Source organism: Methylobacter sp. S3L5C, from assembly GCF_022788635.1.
Taxonomy (GTDB): domain Bacteria; phylum Pseudomonadota; class Gammaproteobacteria; order Methylococcales; family Methylomonadaceae; genus Methylobacter_C.
Map to the genome: position 1 here is coordinate 1,672,382 of NZ_CP076024.1, position 18,199 is coordinate 1,690,580.

An 18,199-nucleotide genomic window follows, 5' to 3' on the forward strand; every position below is an offset into this window, starting at 1 on the left:
TCAGATGCACTAAGCAGGTTTATCAGCCAGTGTAGCGGCGCGATTAAAAAAACGGCGATGAAACCACAGCCGGAAACGATCCAGATAAATATAAACAACGGGAGTGGTGTACAGCGTTAGTAGCTGACTGAAAATCAGTCCGCCGACAATGGCAATGCCCAGTGGTTGACGAAGTTCTGCGCCGTAACCACTACCCAGAGCCAGTGGCAGGGCACCGAACATTGCTGCCAGTGTCGTCATCATGATCGGGCGAAAGCGCAGCAAACAGGCCTGAAAAATCGCTTCGGAAGCCTTCAGTCCCTGCCCACGTTCAGCTTGTAAGGCGAAATCTATCATCATAATGGCATTTTTTTTGACGATACCAATGAGCAAAATGACACCGATTAAGGCAATGATGCTGAATTCGGTGCCACAAGCTATCAACGCCAACAGGGCGCCGACTCCTGCCGAAGGCAAAGTAGACAGGATGGTCAGCGGATGAATGGTACTTTCGTATAAAATTCCCAGCACAATATAAATACTGAGCAAAGCGGCCAGGATTAAAAAAGGTTGATTGCGTAACGATTCCTGAAAGGCTTTTGCAGAACCCTGAAAACTACCTTGTATCGAATTAGGCACGCCAATATCAAGCATGGTTTTCTCGATTAGTTGGGTGGCAGTAGAAAGTGAAGTGCCGGGTTGAAGATTAAACGACAAGGTAGCTGCAGCAAACTGACCCTGATGATTAACCGACAACGGCGTGGTGGTTGGTGCAAAACTGGCAAGCGTCGACAACGGTACCTGGCGCGCGCCAACCTGTTCGCCGGACGGTAAACGTTCGGCCGGGACACTAATGTAAACCTGTTTTAAGGCTTCAGAACTTTGCCAGTATTCGGGTGCCAATTCCATGATTACCCGATATTGGTTAAGTGGATTGTAAATCACCGATACCTGACGTTGACCAAAGGCGCTATTAAGACTGTTGTCGATCATGGCCTGGCTGATGCCATAGCGGGATGCCATATCCCGATTAACTACCAAACCAATCTGTTGGCCTTTGTCTTGCTGGCTGGTATTGACATCGCTGAGTTGCGGTAGCTTGGACAGCGCGGCAATAACTTTTGGCATCCATTCCCGAAGCAGGGTAAGGTCGTCGGATTGCAGCGCATAGTCAAACGAACCGAAAGACGGGCGCCCGCCGATACGTAATTCTTGCGCCGGGAACATGTGCAGTTCGGCACCGGGAATGCGTTTGACTTTATCACGCAAGCGCCCCATGACTTCTTCAATGGGCGCGCGTTCATTGTGCGGTTTGAGTATAACGAAGACTCTGGCACTATTACTGCTGGAACCGGCTCCACCAAATCCGGCGACATTACTGACTGCCGGATCTTTCATTAATAGCTCGGAATATTCATAAAGCTTTTTTTGCAGGGACAAAAAAGACGTCCCTTGGTCGGTTTGAATCTCACCGATTAATCTGCCGCCATCCTGAGTCGGGAAAAAGCCTTTGTCTATTATTGTGTACAGATAAACATTGAGGCCGATGGTGCCGAGCAAAATCAACATCATGATACGGCCATGATGCAGTGCCCAGCGTAGTGAACGTTCATAAGCCGCTTGCAACCAGTCGAAGGCAGATCCTATACCATTATAAATACAGCCATGCTTTGGACTTTCCTTGCCCAGCCAACGCGCACAGAGCATCGGCGTGACCGTCAGCGAAATCAGCAACGACACCAGTACCGCCGCCGACAGCGTTACCGCAAACTCCCTGAACAAGCGGCCGACTACACCACCCATCAATAAAATGGGTAAGAACACGGCAATCAGCGATACACTCATTGCCATTACGGTAAAGCCGACTTCCTTGGCCCCCAATAATGCCGCCTTAAAAGGCGGCACACCTTTTTCGATATGACGATTGGTGTTTTCCAGAACGACAATGGCATCGTCAACGACAAAGCCTGTGGAGATGGTCAATGCCATCAGCGTTAAATTATTCAGACTGTAGTTAAATAAATACATGACGGCACAGGCGCCGATCAGTGATACAGGTACCGCTATAATCGGTACGACTGTCGAGCGAAAATCCCGTAAAAACACCAGTACCACCAGAATCACCAAGCTAATGGCAATTAACAAGCTGTGTTCGACTTCGGTAATTGAGGCCCTGATAGTTAACGATCTATCAACCACTACCGACAAATCAATAGTGCCGGGAATGTTGGCGCGTAGTTCCGGCAACAAGGCCAGAACTTCATCGACAGTTTGAATGACATTGGCGAGTGGTTGTTTTCTGATAATCAGCAACACGGACGGTTTACCGTTTTTTAGTCCGGTATTGCGCAGATCTTCTACAGAATCAACGGCCTCACCAAGATCAGCGATGGTAACCGGTGCGCCGTTGCGATAGCTGACGATTAACGGCATATAATCACTGGCTTTACGAGCCTGATCGTTAGCCAGAACCTGCCAGCGTTGCTTGCCGTTTTCTATGACTCCTTTGGGGCGCGTAACGTTGGTTTGGGTGATGGTATTTCTGACATCCTCTAAACCGATACCGTATTTGCTCAAGGAGTTTGGATTTAGTTCAACCCTTACCGCCGGTAGGGCGGCGCCGCCGATCTGTACCTGGCCGATACCGGGAGTCTGTGCTATTTTCTGTGCCAGGATGGTCGATGCCACGTCGTATAGTTGACCGCGACTAAGGCTATCCGAGGTTAACGCCAATATCAAAATCGGCGAGTCGGCCGGATTATCGCGCCGGTAAGTAGGGCGATTGGGCATATTGACGGGCAACAGGCTGGCAGCGGCATTAATCGCCGCTTGCACATCACGGCAAGCACCATTGATATCACGATCCAGATCAAATTGTAGGGTAATCTGGGTAGATCCCAATGAGCTGCTGGAGGTCATTTCGGTAATGCCCGCGATGCGTCCCAACGCCCGTTCCAGTGGCGTGGCGACCGAAGTCGACATGGTTTCAGCGCTGGCGCCGGGAAGCTGGGCCTGCACACTTACCGTCGGGAAATCCACCTGCGGCAACGATGACACCGGTAAATTTAAAAAGGCCAGCGTACCCACCAGAGCGATGGCAATTGTTAATAGTGTGGTGGCCACCGGTCGATAGATAAACAGTGCCGATAGATTCATTACAAACTGCCCTCGTTTTCGACAACTTCGGTTGGATTAAGGCGCACCCAACCGGAGACCCGTCTGGCCAGATTATCCATCCATAAATAAATGACCGGCGTGGTATATAAGGTTAATAACTGGCTGACCAATAAACCGCCGACCATGGTAATTCCCAAGGGATGGCGTAACTCCGAGCCAACACCACTACCCAGCATCAGTGGTAACGCGCCCAGTAATGCTGCCAACGTGGTCATTAGAATCGGTCGAAAGCGCAGTAAACAGGCTTGAAAAATAGCATCGGCTGGCGGCATAAGGTTTTTGCGCTCGGCTTCCAGGGCAAAATCTATCATCATGATGGCGTTCTTTTTGACAATGCCGATCAACAAAATAATGCCGATGATGCCGATAATACCCAGATCACCGCCAGAAATTATCAGTGCCAGTAATGCACCGACTCCGGCAGAAGGTAGTGTGGATAAAATGGTGATCGGGTGAATATAGCTTTCGTACAGTACGCCAAGGACAATGTACACGGTAATAATGGCCGCCAGAATCAACCATAGCGTGTTATCCAGAGAGGCTTTAAAAGCCAGTGCCGCGCCCTGATAACTGGTACGGATGCTTAATGGTAAACCGATCTCGTCTTTGGCGCGGTCGATAGCTTTCACGGCATCGCCCAGTGCGGCACCGTGAGCCAGATTAAATGACAGCGTGGCTACCGGAAACTGGTCGAGATGATTGATCGATAATGGTGTTGGCCGTTCCGATATTTCAGCTATCGCCGATAACGGAACTTGAGTGCCATTGCCGGAAGGAATACGTAAATCCTTGAGGGTTTCCGGGGAATGTTGGTCGGCAGGATCAACTTCAAGCACGACCCGATATTGGTTGGACTGGGTAAAAATAGTCGATACCAGTCGCTGCCCATAAGCGCTGTACAGTGTGTTATCGACTGCGGCAGTCGTGATGCCAAGGCGACTGGCGGTACTGCGGTCTATATTGACATAGACTTGCCGACCTTGGTCCTGGACATCGCTGGTGACATCGCTAAATTCCGGTTGGCCGGTAAGTTGTTCTACCAGGCGTTGGGTCCAGCGGTTAAGTTCCTCCGGATCCGGGGTTTCGAGGGTAAACTGGTATTGGGTACGACTGACCCGATTTTCCATAGTCAGATCCTGTACCGGTTGTAAATACAAGGTAACGCCGCTCAATTCGGCCAGTTTGAGTTTTAATCGGGCGATCACTTCGGAAGCGTTGACGGTGCGTTCGGCGTGCGGTTTCAGATTAATCAGGAAACGACCGCTATTGGGTGTGGTATTGATGCCATCGACACCGATAAACGAAGAAAGATTATCGACTGCCGGGTCTTCAAGAATCAGTTTACCCAGTTTTTGCTGATACTCGGCCATTGCTGAAAAAGATACGTTTTGTGGTGCTTCCGAAATACCCTGAATAATACCGGTATCTTGTATCGGGAAAAAGCCTTTGGGAATGGCGATGTACAGTGTCACGGTTAATGCTACGGTGGCGAAAAAAACCAGCATGGTTAACGTTTGTCGTTGCAACACCCATTCCAGGCTACGGCCATAAGCGGCAATTAATTTGTCGAACCAGTCGACGGCTTTATCAACTTCGTTATTGCCATGTTTGGAGTCCTGACGCAATAATTTGGCGCACATCATCGGTGTCAGGGTGAGCGATACCATGGCAGAAATCAGGATTGCTACGGCCAGGGTAATGGCGAACTCCCTGAATAATCGCCCGACTACGTCACTCATAAACAGTAGCGGAATCAGCACGGCAATCAGTGAAAAGGTCAACGAAATGATGGTGAAACCAATTTGTTCAGAACCTTTCAGTGCGGCTTTTAACGGCGACTCGCCGCGTTCGATGTAGCGGGAAATGTTCTCAATCACCACGATGGCATCGTCGACCACAAACCCCGTAGCAATGGTTAGTGCCATCAGGGTCAAGTTGTTAATGCTGAAACCGGCCAGATACATGACGATAAAGGTACCGACCAGGGACAGGGGAACAGCAATGCCAGGAATGATCGTGGCAGGCACATTGCGCAGAAATACAAAAATGACCATTACCACCAGCACAATAGCCAGCAGTAATTCAAATTGCACATCATGTATTGAGGCGCGTATCGTCACGGTACGGTCGGTTAACGGTACGACTTCAATGCTAAGCGGTAAGGAGGCCTGTAATTTTGGCAGCAGTTCTTTTATGCTGTCGACGACTTCGATGACGTTTGCTCCCGGTTGACGTTGGATATTGACGATTACCGCGGCCTTGTCATTAGCCCAGGCTGCCAGGCGGACATTTTCGGCGCCGTCTACGACGTCGGCTACTTCAGACATTTTTACCGGTGCGCCGTTACGGTAGGCAATGATCAAGTCGCGATATTCCGCCGCAGAGCGCAGCTGATCGTTACTATCAATGATTGCCGAGCGCATCGGACCATTAAACATACCCTTGGGTTGATTGACGTTGGCGGCCGCGATTACCGTGCGTACATCTTCCAGACTAATGCCATAAGCTGCCAGTGCTTTGTGGTTGACTTGTACGCGTACCGCCGGCCGCTGGCCACCACTAATGCCAACCAAACCGACGCCGGGTAACTGGGCGATTTTTTGCGCCAATCGGGTATCGACCAGATCTTCAACCTTGAATAAGGGCAACGCTTTGGAGCTGATTGCCAGCGTCATAATGGGTGTGTCTGCCGGATTAACCTTGCTGTATATGGGTGCTTGCGGTAAGTCGTCGGGGAGGAAATTACTGGCTGCATTAATTGCTGCCTGTACTGATTGCTCGGCAACATCCAGATCCAGGGTTAGATTAAATTGCAGGGTAATTACCGAAGCACCACCGGAACTGGTCGATGACATTTGGGTAAGACCGGGCATTTGGCCGAACTGGCGTTCCAGTGGCGCAGTGATCACCGAGGTCATGACATCGGGACTGGCACCCGGATACAAGGTGACTACTTGTATGGTTGGATAATCGACTTGCGGTAAGGCTGAAACCGGTAACAAACGGTAAGCCAGTATGCCGACCAATAACATGGCCACCATTAACAGTGAGGTCGCCACCGGCCGTAAAATGAACAGTCGGGAAGGATTGAAATTCGCCAGCGCTTGCGTTGAGGATGTCATGATTATGAACGCCGATCGCGTTTACGAAACCTGGCTTCGGGTTTGGTTAACGTATCGGGACTGGCCGCTACGGTTTGGCCATCTTTTTGGGCAATATCGACCAGACTGCCTTCGTGAAGCCGGTCGGTACCTTCTACTACCACCGTTTCATTGGCAGCAAGGTTGGTCAGTACGACTACTTTGTCGGCTTCGATTGGCCCCACGGTAATTCGGCGCAGTTGTGCTTTTTTTTCCTGATTGATTACATAAACAAACGCGCCTTCGCCATCATGCTGAATGGCGGCACTGGATACCAGCGTGGCGTCGGGCAGAGTTTCCAGATGCATTTTGACGTTGACGAACTGATTGGCGAACAGAGTGCTTTCGTTATTATCAAATTGCGCCTTTAGTTTTAGTGTGCCCGTAGTGGGATCAATCTGGTTATCGATGGCCAGTAATTTACCTTCGGCCAGTTTGATTTTTCCGGCACGGTCATACGCAACCACGGTAACGGACTGATTGGAGCGCCAACGTTGTATTACTTGCTGTACTTTGTCTTCGGGCAGGGTAAATACGACGCTAATGGGTTGTAGCTGGGTAATTACCACTAAACCGTTAGTATCATTGGTATGAACAATATTGCCTTGATCAATTTGGCGCAGTCCCACTCGTCCGGGAATCGGCGAGGTTAGTCGTGCATAGCCAAGCTGGAGTTTGGCGTTATTGACCTGGGCTTTATCCATTTCTACGGTACCTTGATATTGTTTAACCTGAGCTTGCTGGGTCACGGTCTGTTGAGCGGAAATGGAGTCCTGTGCCAGTAGTTTTTGATAGCGGTCATGGTCTATTTCGGCATTTTGTAGTAAAGCCTGATCACGTAGCAACTGACCTTCAACCTGTTGCAACTGTATTTGAAACGGGCGTGGATCAATTTCCGCCAGTAGCTCGCCTTCCTTAACCATTTGGCCTTCGCTGAAAGCTACCCGCACCAGTTCGCCGTCAACTCTGGGTCGTAAAGTTACGGTTCGCAGCGCGGTTACCGTGCCCAAGCCATTCAGATACACTGGAAAATCAGCTTTTCCGGCAGTTTCTATCGCTACGGCTGCCGGTGCCTCATAATTTTCGCGTCCACGTTTACCATCAGCGGCACCAAACTTGCCATCGGGTGCCGCTGAGGACTGCTGAAAATAAAAGCCGACGGCCGTAATCGCCAACACGATCAGTGAGCCGGGCAGTATATAAGCTCTGCGTCGACCGGCGAGTGGCGTTGATTGGTGGTGCTTGTTTTCACTCATACGAACAGTTTTTAATTAAGGGTTTGAGAACGGATGGCTTGGATGCCCGCCAGAGAAAATTGCACGATGTGTTCGGCAAAAGCTTTGCTGTCGCCCAAGTCGCTGGCAGGGCTACGAAAATGGCGGGCATTTTGCATGTGTTTTAAGCGCAACAAATGAAAACATTGGCCCATAATACTGGTATGGCAATATTGAATCTGCTGATCGCTTGCTGCTTGCCCAAGGCATTCCTTTAACAAACCGATCATTTGCAAGCGTTGCGGATTGATTTCTTTTTCCATAATGTCGGAAAGCAGTCGGGTTGGCTGTGCCATTTCTTTATTGATAATGGCAAAAGAATAAGAGTTATCGTCAGTAACCCGATTGATTAATGACCGGATTCTTCCGGCTAAGCGCTGTTCAGCCGGAGCATCTGTCCTTACTCCACCATTTGGAGGATACAAACTCAGTTCCTTGTTAAAGGCAAAGCGCCAGGATTCCAGATACAGGGTTTCTTTATCACGAAAATGATAATTAACTGAAGCGATATTGGTTTCTGCTTGTTCGCAAATTTCGGCTATCGTCGATTCCTGAAAACCTTTCTCGGAAAAAATGCGACTGGCTGCTGTTAACAGGCGATTACGGGTCTTTTCAGACTTGGTTTTCAGGCTAGTCATAGGCTAAAAAAATGAACAAGTGATTAATCCCGATGGCTAATTAAAATTTATAATTCAAACGTACATTAGGTTAAGCAAAACACATGCCAAACAATGGCCTGTTGTTATTGGTTAATTATTCTTGTTTTAAGCCGATGCGCTGCTTAAATATCAGCAGTCTTTGCTTGCGGCATGACTGCCAGACAACAGTCCGCTATTTTTTATAGCGGGTGCCATAATGGATGTTCGTTTTGAATTTTATGTCAGCCGTAGGTATGGCATGAATTAGCTAAATCTATTGATTTAACCAATGTTGCGAAGTTAAAAAGCTTGCCGAACGAGGTAAGGAACGAGCACGAAATAACTTGAGTGAGTAGTGCCGGCAATACGGTAAAGTTAGAAAACTAAAATCTTGAACAAAAATTTATAATGCCGTCCGCTTACTCGGCAGGTGATTCGATGTATGAAACTAAAAAGTGGGTGTTGACTTGTGCCAAAATTGGCTCTCTATTGGCTGAAGAGAGCTTTAAAGTTAGTTGCAACACAAAATATTACTGTATAACAGCCAAGATTAACTCCAGCTCAGATCAGTTCGCAGTAATGGCAATTGACGAACGCGTATCCCCGTAGCGGCGAAAATCGCATTGCACACTGCCGGTGCCAAAGGCGGTAGCGCAGGTTCACCCAAACCGGTTACCGGATAGACAGTCTTGAGAAAATGCACATCTACCCGAGTCGGAGCATCGGCTATACGAAGCAGCGGATAATCACCGAAATTGCTCTGGACAATCCGTCCCTTCTCGATATTCAGCTCCTGAAACATCAACGCACTAAGACCGTCAATCACCGAACCCTGGACTTGATTTTCCGCTCCGCTGAGATTAACGATTTGTGCACCAATGTCAGTTGAAACCACAACACGGTCAACCTTAAGTTTACCTTCCATGGACACGGTAACTTCAGCGACCTGGGCAATGTAACCACGATGACTAAAATGGAATGCGATGCCTTGACCTTGACCACGTGGAAAGGTTTTTTTCCCCCATTCAGATTTTTCTGCCACATGTTGTAAGACATGCTTCATACGATTGACGTCATAGGGTATATCCTGCTTCCCCGTTCCGGGGATAACGTCCTTATTACCCAAAATTTCCAGACGAAATTCCAAAGGATCACGTCCCGCAGCATGAGCCAGTTCATCAATAAAACTGTGAAACACCCAAGCCAATACGTTACTGCGTGGTGCACGCCAAGGCCCCATTGGAATATTGCACTCAAGCGGTGTTTGCTCCAACAGACAGTTTTCAACCCAACGACCGGGAAATTCATCGCCGGACAGATTGGCACCGCTACCTAGTTCCAGTGACGACTTACCGTCTTTAATAACCTTATGGGCAAAGGTAACAAAATGGTTATGCCAAGCGACTAATTTACCTTGGTCATTAAGTCCGCCACGCAAAAAATGAAAACCACCGGCGCGATACTGATCATGCTGTAAGTCGTCTTCGCGCGTCCAGGTCAACTTAACGGGCACCTTTACCTGTTGAGCAATGGCCGCCGCTTCGATAATATAATCAGGAATCAAGCGCCGCCCAAAACCACCGCCGCTACGGGTAATATGTAAAATGATTTTGTCTTTAGGAATACCTAACGTTTCCGTGACAATTTTTTGACCGGCTTCCGGGTTTTGTGTAGGCGCCCAGATTTCCATGGCTCCATCTTTGTACCAAGCCGTACAATTTTGCGGCTCTATGCTGGCATGCGATATAAAGGGGTAACTATAAGCCGCATCTACCTTTTTCACAGATCCGTCAAGCGCAGCCTTAATATTGCCATCATTACGTAAAATCTCAGTACCGGGTTGAGTGGACAACTCCTTGGCCTTGGCAGTAAATCCTGCCCAGCTTTCCGCTGCTGCCTCGCCATCATCCCAGACAACTTTCAGTTGTTTGCGGGCACTGAATGCAGTCCAAGTCGAGTCGGCCAAGATAGCCACACCGGGCAATAAACCCTTAAGATCAGATCCTCCACTGATAATAAAGGCATTGCGTATACCTGGTAGCGACTTGATTTTATCCAGATTGGCACTAACGACCTTACCTCCGAAAACAGGTGACTTCTCGTAAACAGCATATAGCATCCCTGGCAACTTAACGTCGATACCGAATAAAGGTTTGCCGGTAACAATACCCGGATTATCGACACCACCGATACGAGTGCCCAGCAGTTTATAATCTTTTGAGTCCTTCAAGTGAACTGATTCGGGAGCTGGAACCGGTAAGGTGGAAGCCTTTTCGACCAGCTTGCCATAATTCAGTTGCCTCCCGCTGGCAAGATGATGAATGGCACTGTCTTTCGCGATAAGCTCGGTTGCCGGAAGCTTCCAAAGCTCTGCGGCCGCTGTGATAAGCATGGTACGTGCAGTAGCACCGAGCCGATGAAATTCCTCGTAATTGGTCGGTGTTGAACGCGAGCCACCGGCACTTTGACTCCCATAAACGGGATCAAGATCGCCCTGAAGGATAACGACATCCTTCCAGTTGACCTCCAGTTCTTCAGCGATCACCATAGGTAGTGAGGTTTTTATACCTTGGCCGATTTCAGGCTGCTTGCTGATCAACGTCACTTTGCCGCTGAGTGCAATATGAATAAAGGCATTGGGTTTAAATCCTGCCGTTTCTGAAATAGTGGATGGCTTGGCGACTCGTTTCGCTGCGCTGTCAGCCGGATTAAGATAAAAACCAAGAACCAGTCCCCCACCAGCAAGTGCTGTTTTGCGGAAAAAATCACGCCGACCGGCATTTTCAAGATTGACTGAGTTCATATTGATTCCTTACTGGCGATTTCTGCTACACGGTGGATGCCTGCACGAATACGAAGATAGGTACCGCAACGACACAAATTACCGCCCAGAGCAGTATCAATGTCCTCATCCGAGGGCTGTGGGTTTTTCTTCAATAATGCCGCTGCAGTCATGATTTGACCCGCCTGACAGTAACCGCATTGCGGTACATCAAGTTCTTGCCAGACTTTTTGTAAAGGATGTTCGCCATTTGGACTCAATCCTTCTATGGTGGTTATTTTGCTTTTACCGACTTTGGCGATGGGGGTCAGGCAAGCCCGGGCAGGCTCGCCGTTAATATGCACAGTACAAACGCCGCACTGACCGATACCACAACCAAATTTAGTACCAACCAAATTTAAATGATCTCGCAACACCCACAACAAAGGAGTATCAGAGGTAACGTCTACGGTTTTTGGCTTACCGTTTATGTTGAGATGGTATTTACTCATGAAATAGATTCTCGTGTTATAAATAACTTAACTTTAACGGATATTCTTGACCAGACTTTGTTTTAAGAAATGGTGGTTTTATGCATTTTCTGCATCAAAATGTCCATATTATTTCATTTTCATTCTTAAAAGCAGCTACACCTCAGAGCTATTTAACCAAAGATCATGTTTGTTACACAAACTGAGTGCGTACACCGTACCACTATAATTTGTCAGCGTAAATGTTGAAATAGCCGCGTTATCCTTGGCTGGATCAAATAAATGTTCATCGATAAATTTATAATTTTTATCCAGTAAAACATGCTTGACAATATAATGCTCGTAACCTTTTATCTCGTGTGGAGTAATAATTTTTACGTTGGTAATGTCCCCTGCCTTGGTAAAATCAATAGTGGGTAGATGAGTCGCTACTTTTCCAGCCCAACGCCCTGGCGCTTCCTTAGTGTAATAAATATCTCTTGATGCGGTCACCGACTCATTACCAGCGGCCAATGCCAGCTTGGGTATAATAAGACTTCCACCTGCACTTGCTAAACTTAAGCGTATAAAATTACGACGTTCCATAGTATTTCCTTGTGATTATTTAGAGGTAAACTGCTTTGAATATCACGGGCTACTTGTTTTTTTTAAAGGGTATCTGAATAGGATTTTTATCGGTAAGAAACTATTCAAGCCAAAGAAATTGCAAGAGTTTTAATTAATTGTAAAACAATAAAATAAGCCTGCACCACCAGTTTTAACCAGATTTTCCTGACTACATCCTTTGCTGGCATGCGCTGAATTCCAGGAGATATTACCGCCGCCCGTACGATCGAAATGACCAACCTGAGCTGAACCGTCTATGCCGCTACTGGTATAATTTTTACAGGTATGATCGTCAGCATCCGTAAAAGCGGTGCCGTCAGGCTGAGAACCGGTAAGAATATCGTGCTCATTGGGCTTGTCCCCAGCACCTTTAATCGCTTCACTTTTCTCGGTAATCGCAGTTGTTCTGCTTAAATTATTACCGAGTCTTGCAGCTTCCAGACTATCGCCATGTAAATGTTCAACATTCTTGGCCACCTCCACACCTTTCGCGTTGTACCAAGGGCCTTGCCCAATCCGGGTACGGGCATGAACTGCTGGTTGGCCATCAACGGCTTGGGTACTTAAGTAAGCGTGCCAAATCTTGTTAACACTCCCCGACACTTGTGCAAGTTTTTGGCAATGATCGTCAGCGCCCGTCAAACCACCGAGTTCCGCTCCTTTACCTATTCCTACACTGGTAATAAAAAAACTCAATGGCTCTTTAGCTTTGGCATCAACCGCAGGGATAGTTGTTGGTACAGGAATTGGTATCGGTATCGGACTCACAGACGCTGTCTGATCGGCAGCCAGGTTTACCGTAGAGCTTAGCAGTAGTGAAACAAACAGGAGAGACTTCTTCATGTTATTTTCTTGTTTATATTTTTAATATTACTAACTAGCAAATTTTGCGCCAAAACTTATAGACAGTCGTTGGTCAGTACCGAATAATTTCATCAGAAATTATTTAAGCAATTGTTTTAAAAGTTATTATTTTTTATTGGGATTTAGCGGTTACTGATAATTTTCAGTAACGTGGTTCATGCTCAAAACCTAATATGTTGATTTAAAGACAGTCATTCAGCAGTTATTATTGCCATAGCAACAGAATAAGAAGCTGGCTGAAAAGTTTTGGAGAGATTTAAATAATAATGGAATTATGTCGCTATTTCTGTAACGTTAATTTCAAAAGTTGCTTAAGTTATTTTATGCACGTTACTAAGTCATCTTTTTTAAAGATATGAAAATCTAATAATATCGTTTTATTACATATAATGATTGTTCTATCATAAACACCAAAGCCAATGAAATTGGTATTAAGATTTGATAATTTTGGCTGCCAACTTAAAATCGGGACAGATAATAACCATTAACCACTTGAAAGGATGGTATCGGTAAAATTGTCTTGCTTTAAATTGGCATCCATAAATTCTGCTACCTGATTTTTATCAGCAGGCATAAGACGCTGGGTGATAAAAACGGTCTTTTAGGTAAACTGGCTAGACACCTTGGCTTAAAGTTTGCCGGCATCAAGAAACGCTTAACAAGTTTGTGTTCTTTGTAGTTTTTATGAGGTTTGGGTAACAGTAATGATTTGATTTAAACCTGGATGATGTGCTTGACGTGGAGTACCCCATCCAATTTTTGCAAGGCAAACGAGTACATTATTATGGATACATTTATAGGCAGAAATTTTGCCAATGGACAAGAAGACCAAGCCTCGACGTTGCTGGCGTTTGATGAATTACAGTCGCGTTCGTTGTCATTGTCTGTCCGTGCGACTGCTCTGGTTTTTGAAGATCCTGTTTCTCGTCGATTGCTGGAACAGATCGAACGTATTGCGCCTAGTGATGCAACCGTTTTGATTATTGGTGAAACCGGAACCGGTAAGGAGCTTGTCGCCCGGCATGTACATGCCCTTAGCAAACGCAGTAAAAATGTTTTTGGGGCATTGAACTGTGCAGCGTTGAGTGAAAACCTCATCGAGAGCGAATTATTTGGCCATGAAAAAGGCTCGTTTACCGGCGCTTTTGCCAGTAAAGAGGGCTGGTTTGAAACAGCTAACAAAGGCAGTTTGTTTCTTGATGAAGTGGGTGATTTGCCCTTGGGTATGCAGGCAAAATTACTGCGCGTGCTACAAGAACGCGAAGTGGTTAAAGTGGGTTCCAGACAACCTGTGCCAGTAGATGTCAGAATTATTGCCGCGACCAACGTCAATCTGGAACAGGCTGTTGCTGCTTCTCACTTTCGCGCCGATTTATATTATCGTTTTAACGTTGCAACCATTCAGTTAAGTCCTTTGCGTGAAAGACCGGGCGACATCATGCCTTTGGCGAGGCACTTCTTGAAGATTTACGGAGAGCGCTTGGGTTATGGCGAAATCAAGTTATCGCCAGCCACCGAAGTTACTTTATTGAATTATGATTGGCCAGGCAATATCCGCGAACTTGAAAATGCCATTCACCGTGCGATTCTGGTTTGCCCCAGTAATTGTTTACGGCCTGAAGACTTTCAGTTATCCGGCATTAGAATTCTGGAACCAGAGTCAATTGTGTCAATGACGTCTTTGGAAAATGCATTGCAGGGTCTTTGTGAGCAAGCGCCACCCAAGCTATTTGAAATTATGGAAGAGACAATTATTCGAACCGCTTTTGGCTTCTGCGAGGAAAATCAGGTTCAGACCGCGCGTTTGTTAGATATTAGCCGTAATGTATTAAGGCATAAGTTGGGTCTCTATGGGATGCTGCCAAATACCCCGAAAAAAACATTAGCGGCTTGTAACGGGGTGGAAGCTTAAAGAAAAGAGGCTAGCAACTTTTGGTCGGGACGCCTGTAGATAATTATTTCCCGCCCAGGCTTAAGTTGATAGCCAATCACTTCAGCATTTTATGTCTTTGGCTGCCAGTAATAATTCGGCAATAAAATGCTGGCTATATAAGGGTAAATAGTTGTGTTTTAAATAGGCTATTTTAGTTTTTGAGCTGGGAATTAAATGCGATAAGTCCCGTGCGACCAAATCCCAATCTGCCTTGGGGTCGTACGCCATTGCCGTAATAAGGCCAACGCCCATCCCCAAACGAACGTAGGTTTTTATTACATCGGTATCGGAAGCCGCCAAGGCAATATCCAGTTCGAGTCCTTTATTTTTAAAAGCACTTTCAATATTTGACCGCCCGGTAAAACCAAAACTATAGGTAAGGATAGGGAACGAGGCCAGGCGTTCAAGAGTAATCTCGCCCTCACTTAGCGGATGTTGTTGGGGTACGACCAACGCATGATGCCACTCATAACAATTTTCAATCACCAGATCAGTCTCCTGATCGACTTTTTCGGTACAGATGGCAATATCCGCTTTACGCGTATGCAACTGGGCAATCAGTTGTTCCGGTGATGATTGCGCCATATAAATTTTGACGCCCGGATATTTTTCCCTAAACCGTTGGATAGGTACGGGTAAAAAATACTTGGCTTGAGTGTGAGTAGTCGCAATGTGCAGAATACCTTGATTACTGTCAAGGTAATCGGCAGCCAGATTTTGAATATTGGTTTTGGCTCGGTTAATTATGGCGACCTCATCCATGATACGTAGTCCCAACGTTGTCATGCCGATCAATTTTTTGCCCTGTCTTTCAAATAACGGCGAGCCTAATTCATCTTCAAAAAGATGTAATTGCCGACTGACTGCTGATTGCACAATATGCATTTTTTCAGCGGCTTTTGAAAGATTTAAGTTTGTTTCCTGGAGCACACGAAGTAATTCAATTTGGCTCAAATTCATGTTTTAGTGATTCCTTATCGACTATTCCTGATTATTGTACACGGATGATACTGATTATACGGGTTTCAACTGATTTTGTTGTTAGCTGTAGGTCGGCATAAGGCCACCCAAGCATGGCGCTTGGTGGCGTTTCCGGCACACTCGTGCATAGTGCCGAAAACGCTTATTCTCGCTTGTGTTCGAGAAGCCTTATTCCAACTTACGCCTGTTTTTTAATGGCTGAGTAGTTAAAAAGTATTTATTCAGTCCCCCTCTTTGAAAAGAGGGGTTAGGGGGAGATTTTATTAGATAAATCCCCCTCAATCCCCCTTTTTCAAAGGGGGAGGTGAATGCTTACGTTAAAAAACTAATGAAACCAGTGCGCCTGGCGTATTTTCAGATCAACTTTGTCGCCTCGGTTTAAGTTTAATTGTTTAAACTGGTCATTGGGCATTTCTGCAAAAACAGGTGCTGCCGAACCATTGGAGCCGTTTTTAACCAGCTCAAGACGAATCAGTGCACCCAGATGTTGCCAGTCTTTCAATGTTGCCGGTGCTGCTTGGTCTGCTGTTGATTTTTCAATGAGAATGTCATGAGGCCGCACATGGGCAATTTTACCATCGCTATGGGGGGGCAATAATCCGGCTGTTTGTAGCCAGTCAGCGTCGTGTTTATCCAAATCAAAAACATTGGTTTGTCCTATAAAACGCGAGACAAAAGCATTGGCGGGATGATCGTAAATATCGCTGGGTGAGCCTTGCTGTTCGATGCGGCCATGATTAAGTACGACCACCTGACTGGCAACTTCCATGGCTTCTTCCTGGTCGTGGGTAACAAAAATACTGGTGACATTTAATTCATGATGCAGGTTTCGTAACCATTGCCGTAAATCCTTACGCACGCTGGCATCAAGTGCACCAAACGGTTCATCCAGTAATAATACGGAGGGTTCTACAGCCAAGGCTCTTGCCAAAGCAATACGTTGACGTTGGCCACCGGATAGTTGGTCGGGATAACGATCATTGAGCCAGTCCAGCTGAACCAGTTCCAACAAGGCATGAACTTTTTTGGCAATAATATCGTTACTGGGACGGTCACGACGCGGCTTGACCCGTAAGCCAAATGCCACGTTCTCAAATACGGTCATGTGCCGAAACAGCGCGTAGTGCTGAAACACAAAGCCAATGCCGCGCTGGCTAACATTTTGATCCGTTTTGTCTTCTTCGTTTATTAGCACACGTCCCTGGTCGGCATGCTCCAATCCGGCAATAATGCGTAATAGTGTCGTTTTGCCACAACCGGAAGGGCCTAACAAGGCTACCAGTTCGCCTTCTGGAACTTCCAGATTAATATGGTCCAGGGCAGCAAAGGTGCCAAAATTTTTACTGATATCAGAAAGTAAAATACTCATAGTCGAATCTCTAAAATAAAATCATGGTGGTTAGGTGATTTTCTGCGAAAAATATTGGCTATCACCTTACCAAATTAATGTCTTGTTCCTGGGAGGCTGTCCGAGAACTTATCGGTTGCCCTGCTTCCATTCCAGGGCCGTTTTTAAAATCAGGGTAACGATGGCCAAACCTGCCAGAATTGAAGCACTGGCAAAGGCACCGACGACATCATAGTCGTTATAATTGACTTCCACATGTAAGGGCAATGTATTGGTTAAGCCTCGAATATGACCTGAAACGACGGAAACTGCGCCAAATTCACCCATCGCTCTGGCGTTACATAGTAATACGCCATAGAGTAAAGCCCATTTAATATTGGGTATGGTAACGGCCCAAAAAGTTTGCCAACCACTCGCGCCTAATGACAGTGCAGCTTCTTCTTCCTGGTTACCCATCTCCTGCATGAGGGGAATCAATTGCCTCGCTACGAAAGGAAAGGTAATAAACAAGGTAGCCAGGATAATCCCAGGTACAGCAAAAATAATTTTTATATCATGGACGATCAACCATTCGCCAAACCAGCCTTCTGCCCCAAACAACAGCACAAAAATGAATCCCGAAATAACCGGAGATACTGAAAACGGCAGATCGATCAATGTGGTTAACAGGCTTTTACCTTTAAAATCAAAACGGGTAATTGCCCAGGCGGCGGTAACGCCAAATACCGTGTTTAACGGGACTGTGACCAATGCAGTTAACAGGGTCAGATTGATGGCAGCTATTGTGTCATCCTGGGATAATGCCGACCAATAAGCCTCGACGCCTTTCGAGAAGGCCTGAAAAATAACCAGACCCAGCGGCAGGCATATAAACAGACTAATGAAACCGATGGCGGTAGCGATTAAAGTCCATCTGACCCAGTCGGGATCTTGTAAAGCCAGCTGTTGGCGGGCAACTAATTTAGCGGGATTTATGGGTTGAGTAACGGCATTCATATTGACATTAT

General features: G+C 46.6%; 12 protein-coding genes. 1 reads left to right on the forward strand and 11 read right to left on the reverse strand.

The genetic code is table 11. The annotated features are described in order from the left end of the window. Positions 1 to 9 precede the first annotated feature (9 nt). The 8 genes from KKZ03_RS07730 to KKZ03_RS07765 all read right to left on the reverse strand — a co-directional run bounded on the left by KKZ03_RS07730 (position 10) and on the right by KKZ03_RS07765 (position 12,909). Entirely contained in the window at positions 10 to 3,135 is a 3,126-nt protein-coding gene (locus KKZ03_RS07730) for a multidrug efflux RND transporter permease subunit (RefSeq protein WP_243220935.1), read from the reverse strand. Further along, positions 3,135 to 6,278 (reverse strand): MdtB/MuxB family multidrug efflux RND transporter permease subunit, encoded by a 3,144-nt coding sequence (locus KKZ03_RS07735; RefSeq protein ID WP_243220936.1) that lies wholly within the window; start codon positions 6,276 to 6,278, stop codon positions 3,135 to 3,137. The genes KKZ03_RS07730 and KKZ03_RS07735 overlap by 1 nt, the downstream gene beginning before the upstream one ends. Positions 6,279 to 6,280: 2 nt before the next feature. Beyond that, the gene (locus tag KKZ03_RS07740; protein ID WP_243220937.1) at positions 6,281 to 7,552 is read right to left on the reverse strand and encodes an MdtA/MuxA family multidrug efflux RND transporter periplasmic adaptor subunit; all 1,272 of its coding nucleotides are present in this window, start codon (positions 7,550 to 7,552) and stop codon (positions 6,281 to 6,283) included. A gap of 11 nt (positions 7,553 to 7,563) precedes the next feature. Beyond that, positions 7,564 to 8,208, reverse strand: coding sequence for a CerR family C-terminal domain-containing protein (locus tag KKZ03_RS07745; RefSeq protein ID WP_243220938.1), 645 nt, complete (start codon positions 8,206 to 8,208; stop codon positions 7,564 to 7,566). 550 nt (positions 8,209 to 8,758) lie between these two features. After that, complete coding sequence (locus tag KKZ03_RS07750; RefSeq protein ID WP_243220939.1) at positions 8,759 to 11,011, reverse strand: xanthine dehydrogenase family protein molybdopterin-binding subunit; 2,253 nt, start codon at positions 11,009 to 11,011, stop codon at positions 8,759 to 8,761. Next, positions 11,008 to 11,481 carry a (2Fe-2S)-binding protein gene (locus tag KKZ03_RS07755; RefSeq protein ID WP_243220940.1) on the reverse strand — a complete coding sequence of 158 codons (474 nt, stop codon included), beginning with the start codon at positions 11,479 to 11,481 and terminating at the stop codon, positions 11,008 to 11,010. Before KKZ03_RS07755 ends, KKZ03_RS07750 begins: the two co-directional genes overlap by 4 nt. 135 nt (positions 11,482 to 11,616) lie before the next feature. Next, the gene (locus KKZ03_RS07760) at positions 11,617 to 12,045 is read right to left on the reverse strand and encodes a desulfoferrodoxin family protein (RefSeq protein WP_243220941.1); all 429 of its coding nucleotides are present in this window, start codon (positions 12,043 to 12,045) and stop codon (positions 11,617 to 11,619) included. 129 nt (positions 12,046 to 12,174) lie between these two features. Next, a complete protein-coding gene (locus KKZ03_RS07765; RefSeq protein WP_243220942.1) occupies positions 12,175 to 12,909 on the reverse strand; it encodes a lectin in 735 nt (244 codons plus the stop codon). 805 nt (positions 12,910 to 13,714) lie between these two features. On the opposite strand from KKZ03_RS07765, the gene KKZ03_RS07770 reads away from it, so the two are divergent. Further along, positions 13,715 to 14,842 carry a sigma-54-dependent Fis family transcriptional regulator gene (locus KKZ03_RS07770; RefSeq protein ID WP_243220943.1) on the forward strand — a complete coding sequence of 376 codons (1,128 nt, stop codon included), beginning with the start codon at positions 13,715 to 13,717 and terminating at the stop codon, positions 14,840 to 14,842. An 81-nt stretch (positions 14,843 to 14,923) separates the two neighbouring features. On the opposite strand, the gene KKZ03_RS07775 is transcribed toward KKZ03_RS07770, so the two are convergent. The 3 genes from KKZ03_RS07775 to cysW form a co-directional block, all read right to left on the reverse strand. Next, positions 14,924 to 15,823 (reverse strand): LysR substrate-binding domain-containing protein, encoded by a 900-nt coding sequence (locus tag KKZ03_RS07775; protein WP_243220944.1) that lies wholly within the window; start codon positions 15,821 to 15,823, stop codon positions 14,924 to 14,926. 346 nt (positions 15,824 to 16,169) lie between these two features. After that, the gene (locus KKZ03_RS07780) at positions 16,170 to 17,213 is read right to left on the reverse strand and encodes a sulfate/molybdate ABC transporter ATP-binding protein (protein ID WP_243220945.1); all 1,044 of its coding nucleotides are present in this window, start codon (positions 17,211 to 17,213) and stop codon (positions 16,170 to 16,172) included. Between the two features lie 108 nt (positions 17,214 to 17,321). Next, on the reverse strand, positions 17,322 to 18,188 hold the full coding sequence (cysW, locus tag KKZ03_RS07785) for a sulfate ABC transporter permease subunit CysW (RefSeq protein ID WP_243220946.1): 867 nt from the start codon (positions 18,186 to 18,188) through the stop codon (positions 17,322 to 17,324). Positions 18,189 to 18,199 lie beyond the last annotated feature (11 nt).

What these genes read in the sequence shown, in the direction of transcription:
- KKZ03_RS07765 (WP_243220942.1), bottom strand. Translation starts at nt 12,909, where the DNA reads ATGAAGAAGTCTCTCCTGTTTGTTTCACTACTGCTAAGCTCTACGGTA.
- KKZ03_RS07770 (WP_243220943.1), top strand. Translation starts at nt 13,715, where the DNA reads ATGGATACATTTATAGGCAGAAATTTTGCCAATGGACAAGAAGACCAA.
- KKZ03_RS07745 (WP_243220938.1), bottom strand. Translation starts at nt 8,208, where the DNA reads ATGACTAGCCTGAAAACCAAGTCTGAAAAGACCCGTAATCGCCTGTTA.
- KKZ03_RS07780 (WP_243220945.1), bottom strand. Translation starts at nt 17,213, where the DNA reads ATGAGTATTTTACTTTCTGATATCAGTAAAAATTTTGGCACCTTTGCT.
- KKZ03_RS07740 (WP_243220937.1), bottom strand. Translation starts at nt 7,552, where the DNA reads ATGAGTGAAAACAAGCACCACCAATCAACGCCACTCGCCGGTCGACGC.
- KKZ03_RS07730 (WP_243220935.1), bottom strand. Translation starts at nt 3,135, where the DNA reads ATGAATCTATCGGCACTGTTTATCTATCGACCGGTGGCCACCACACTA.
- KKZ03_RS07755 (WP_243220940.1), bottom strand. Translation starts at nt 11,481, where the DNA reads ATGAGTAAATACCATCTCAACATAAACGGTAAGCCAAAAACCGTAGAC.
- cysW (WP_243220946.1), bottom strand. Translation starts at nt 18,188, where the DNA reads ATGAATGCCGTTACTCAACCCATAAATCCCGCTAAATTAGTTGCCCGC.
- KKZ03_RS07750 (WP_243220939.1), bottom strand. Translation starts at nt 11,011, where the DNA reads ATGAACTCAGTCAATCTTGAAAATGCCGGTCGGCGTGATTTTTTCCGC.
- KKZ03_RS07760 (WP_243220941.1), bottom strand. Translation starts at nt 12,045, where the DNA reads ATGGAACGTCGTAATTTTATACGCTTAAGTTTAGCAAGTGCAGGTGGA.
- KKZ03_RS07735 (WP_243220936.1), bottom strand. Translation starts at nt 6,278, where the DNA reads ATGACATCCTCAACGCAAGCGCTGGCGAATTTCAATCCTTCCCGACTG.
- KKZ03_RS07775 (WP_243220944.1), bottom strand. Translation starts at nt 15,823, where the DNA reads ATGAATTTGAGCCAAATTGAATTACTTCGTGTGCTCCAGGAAACAAAC.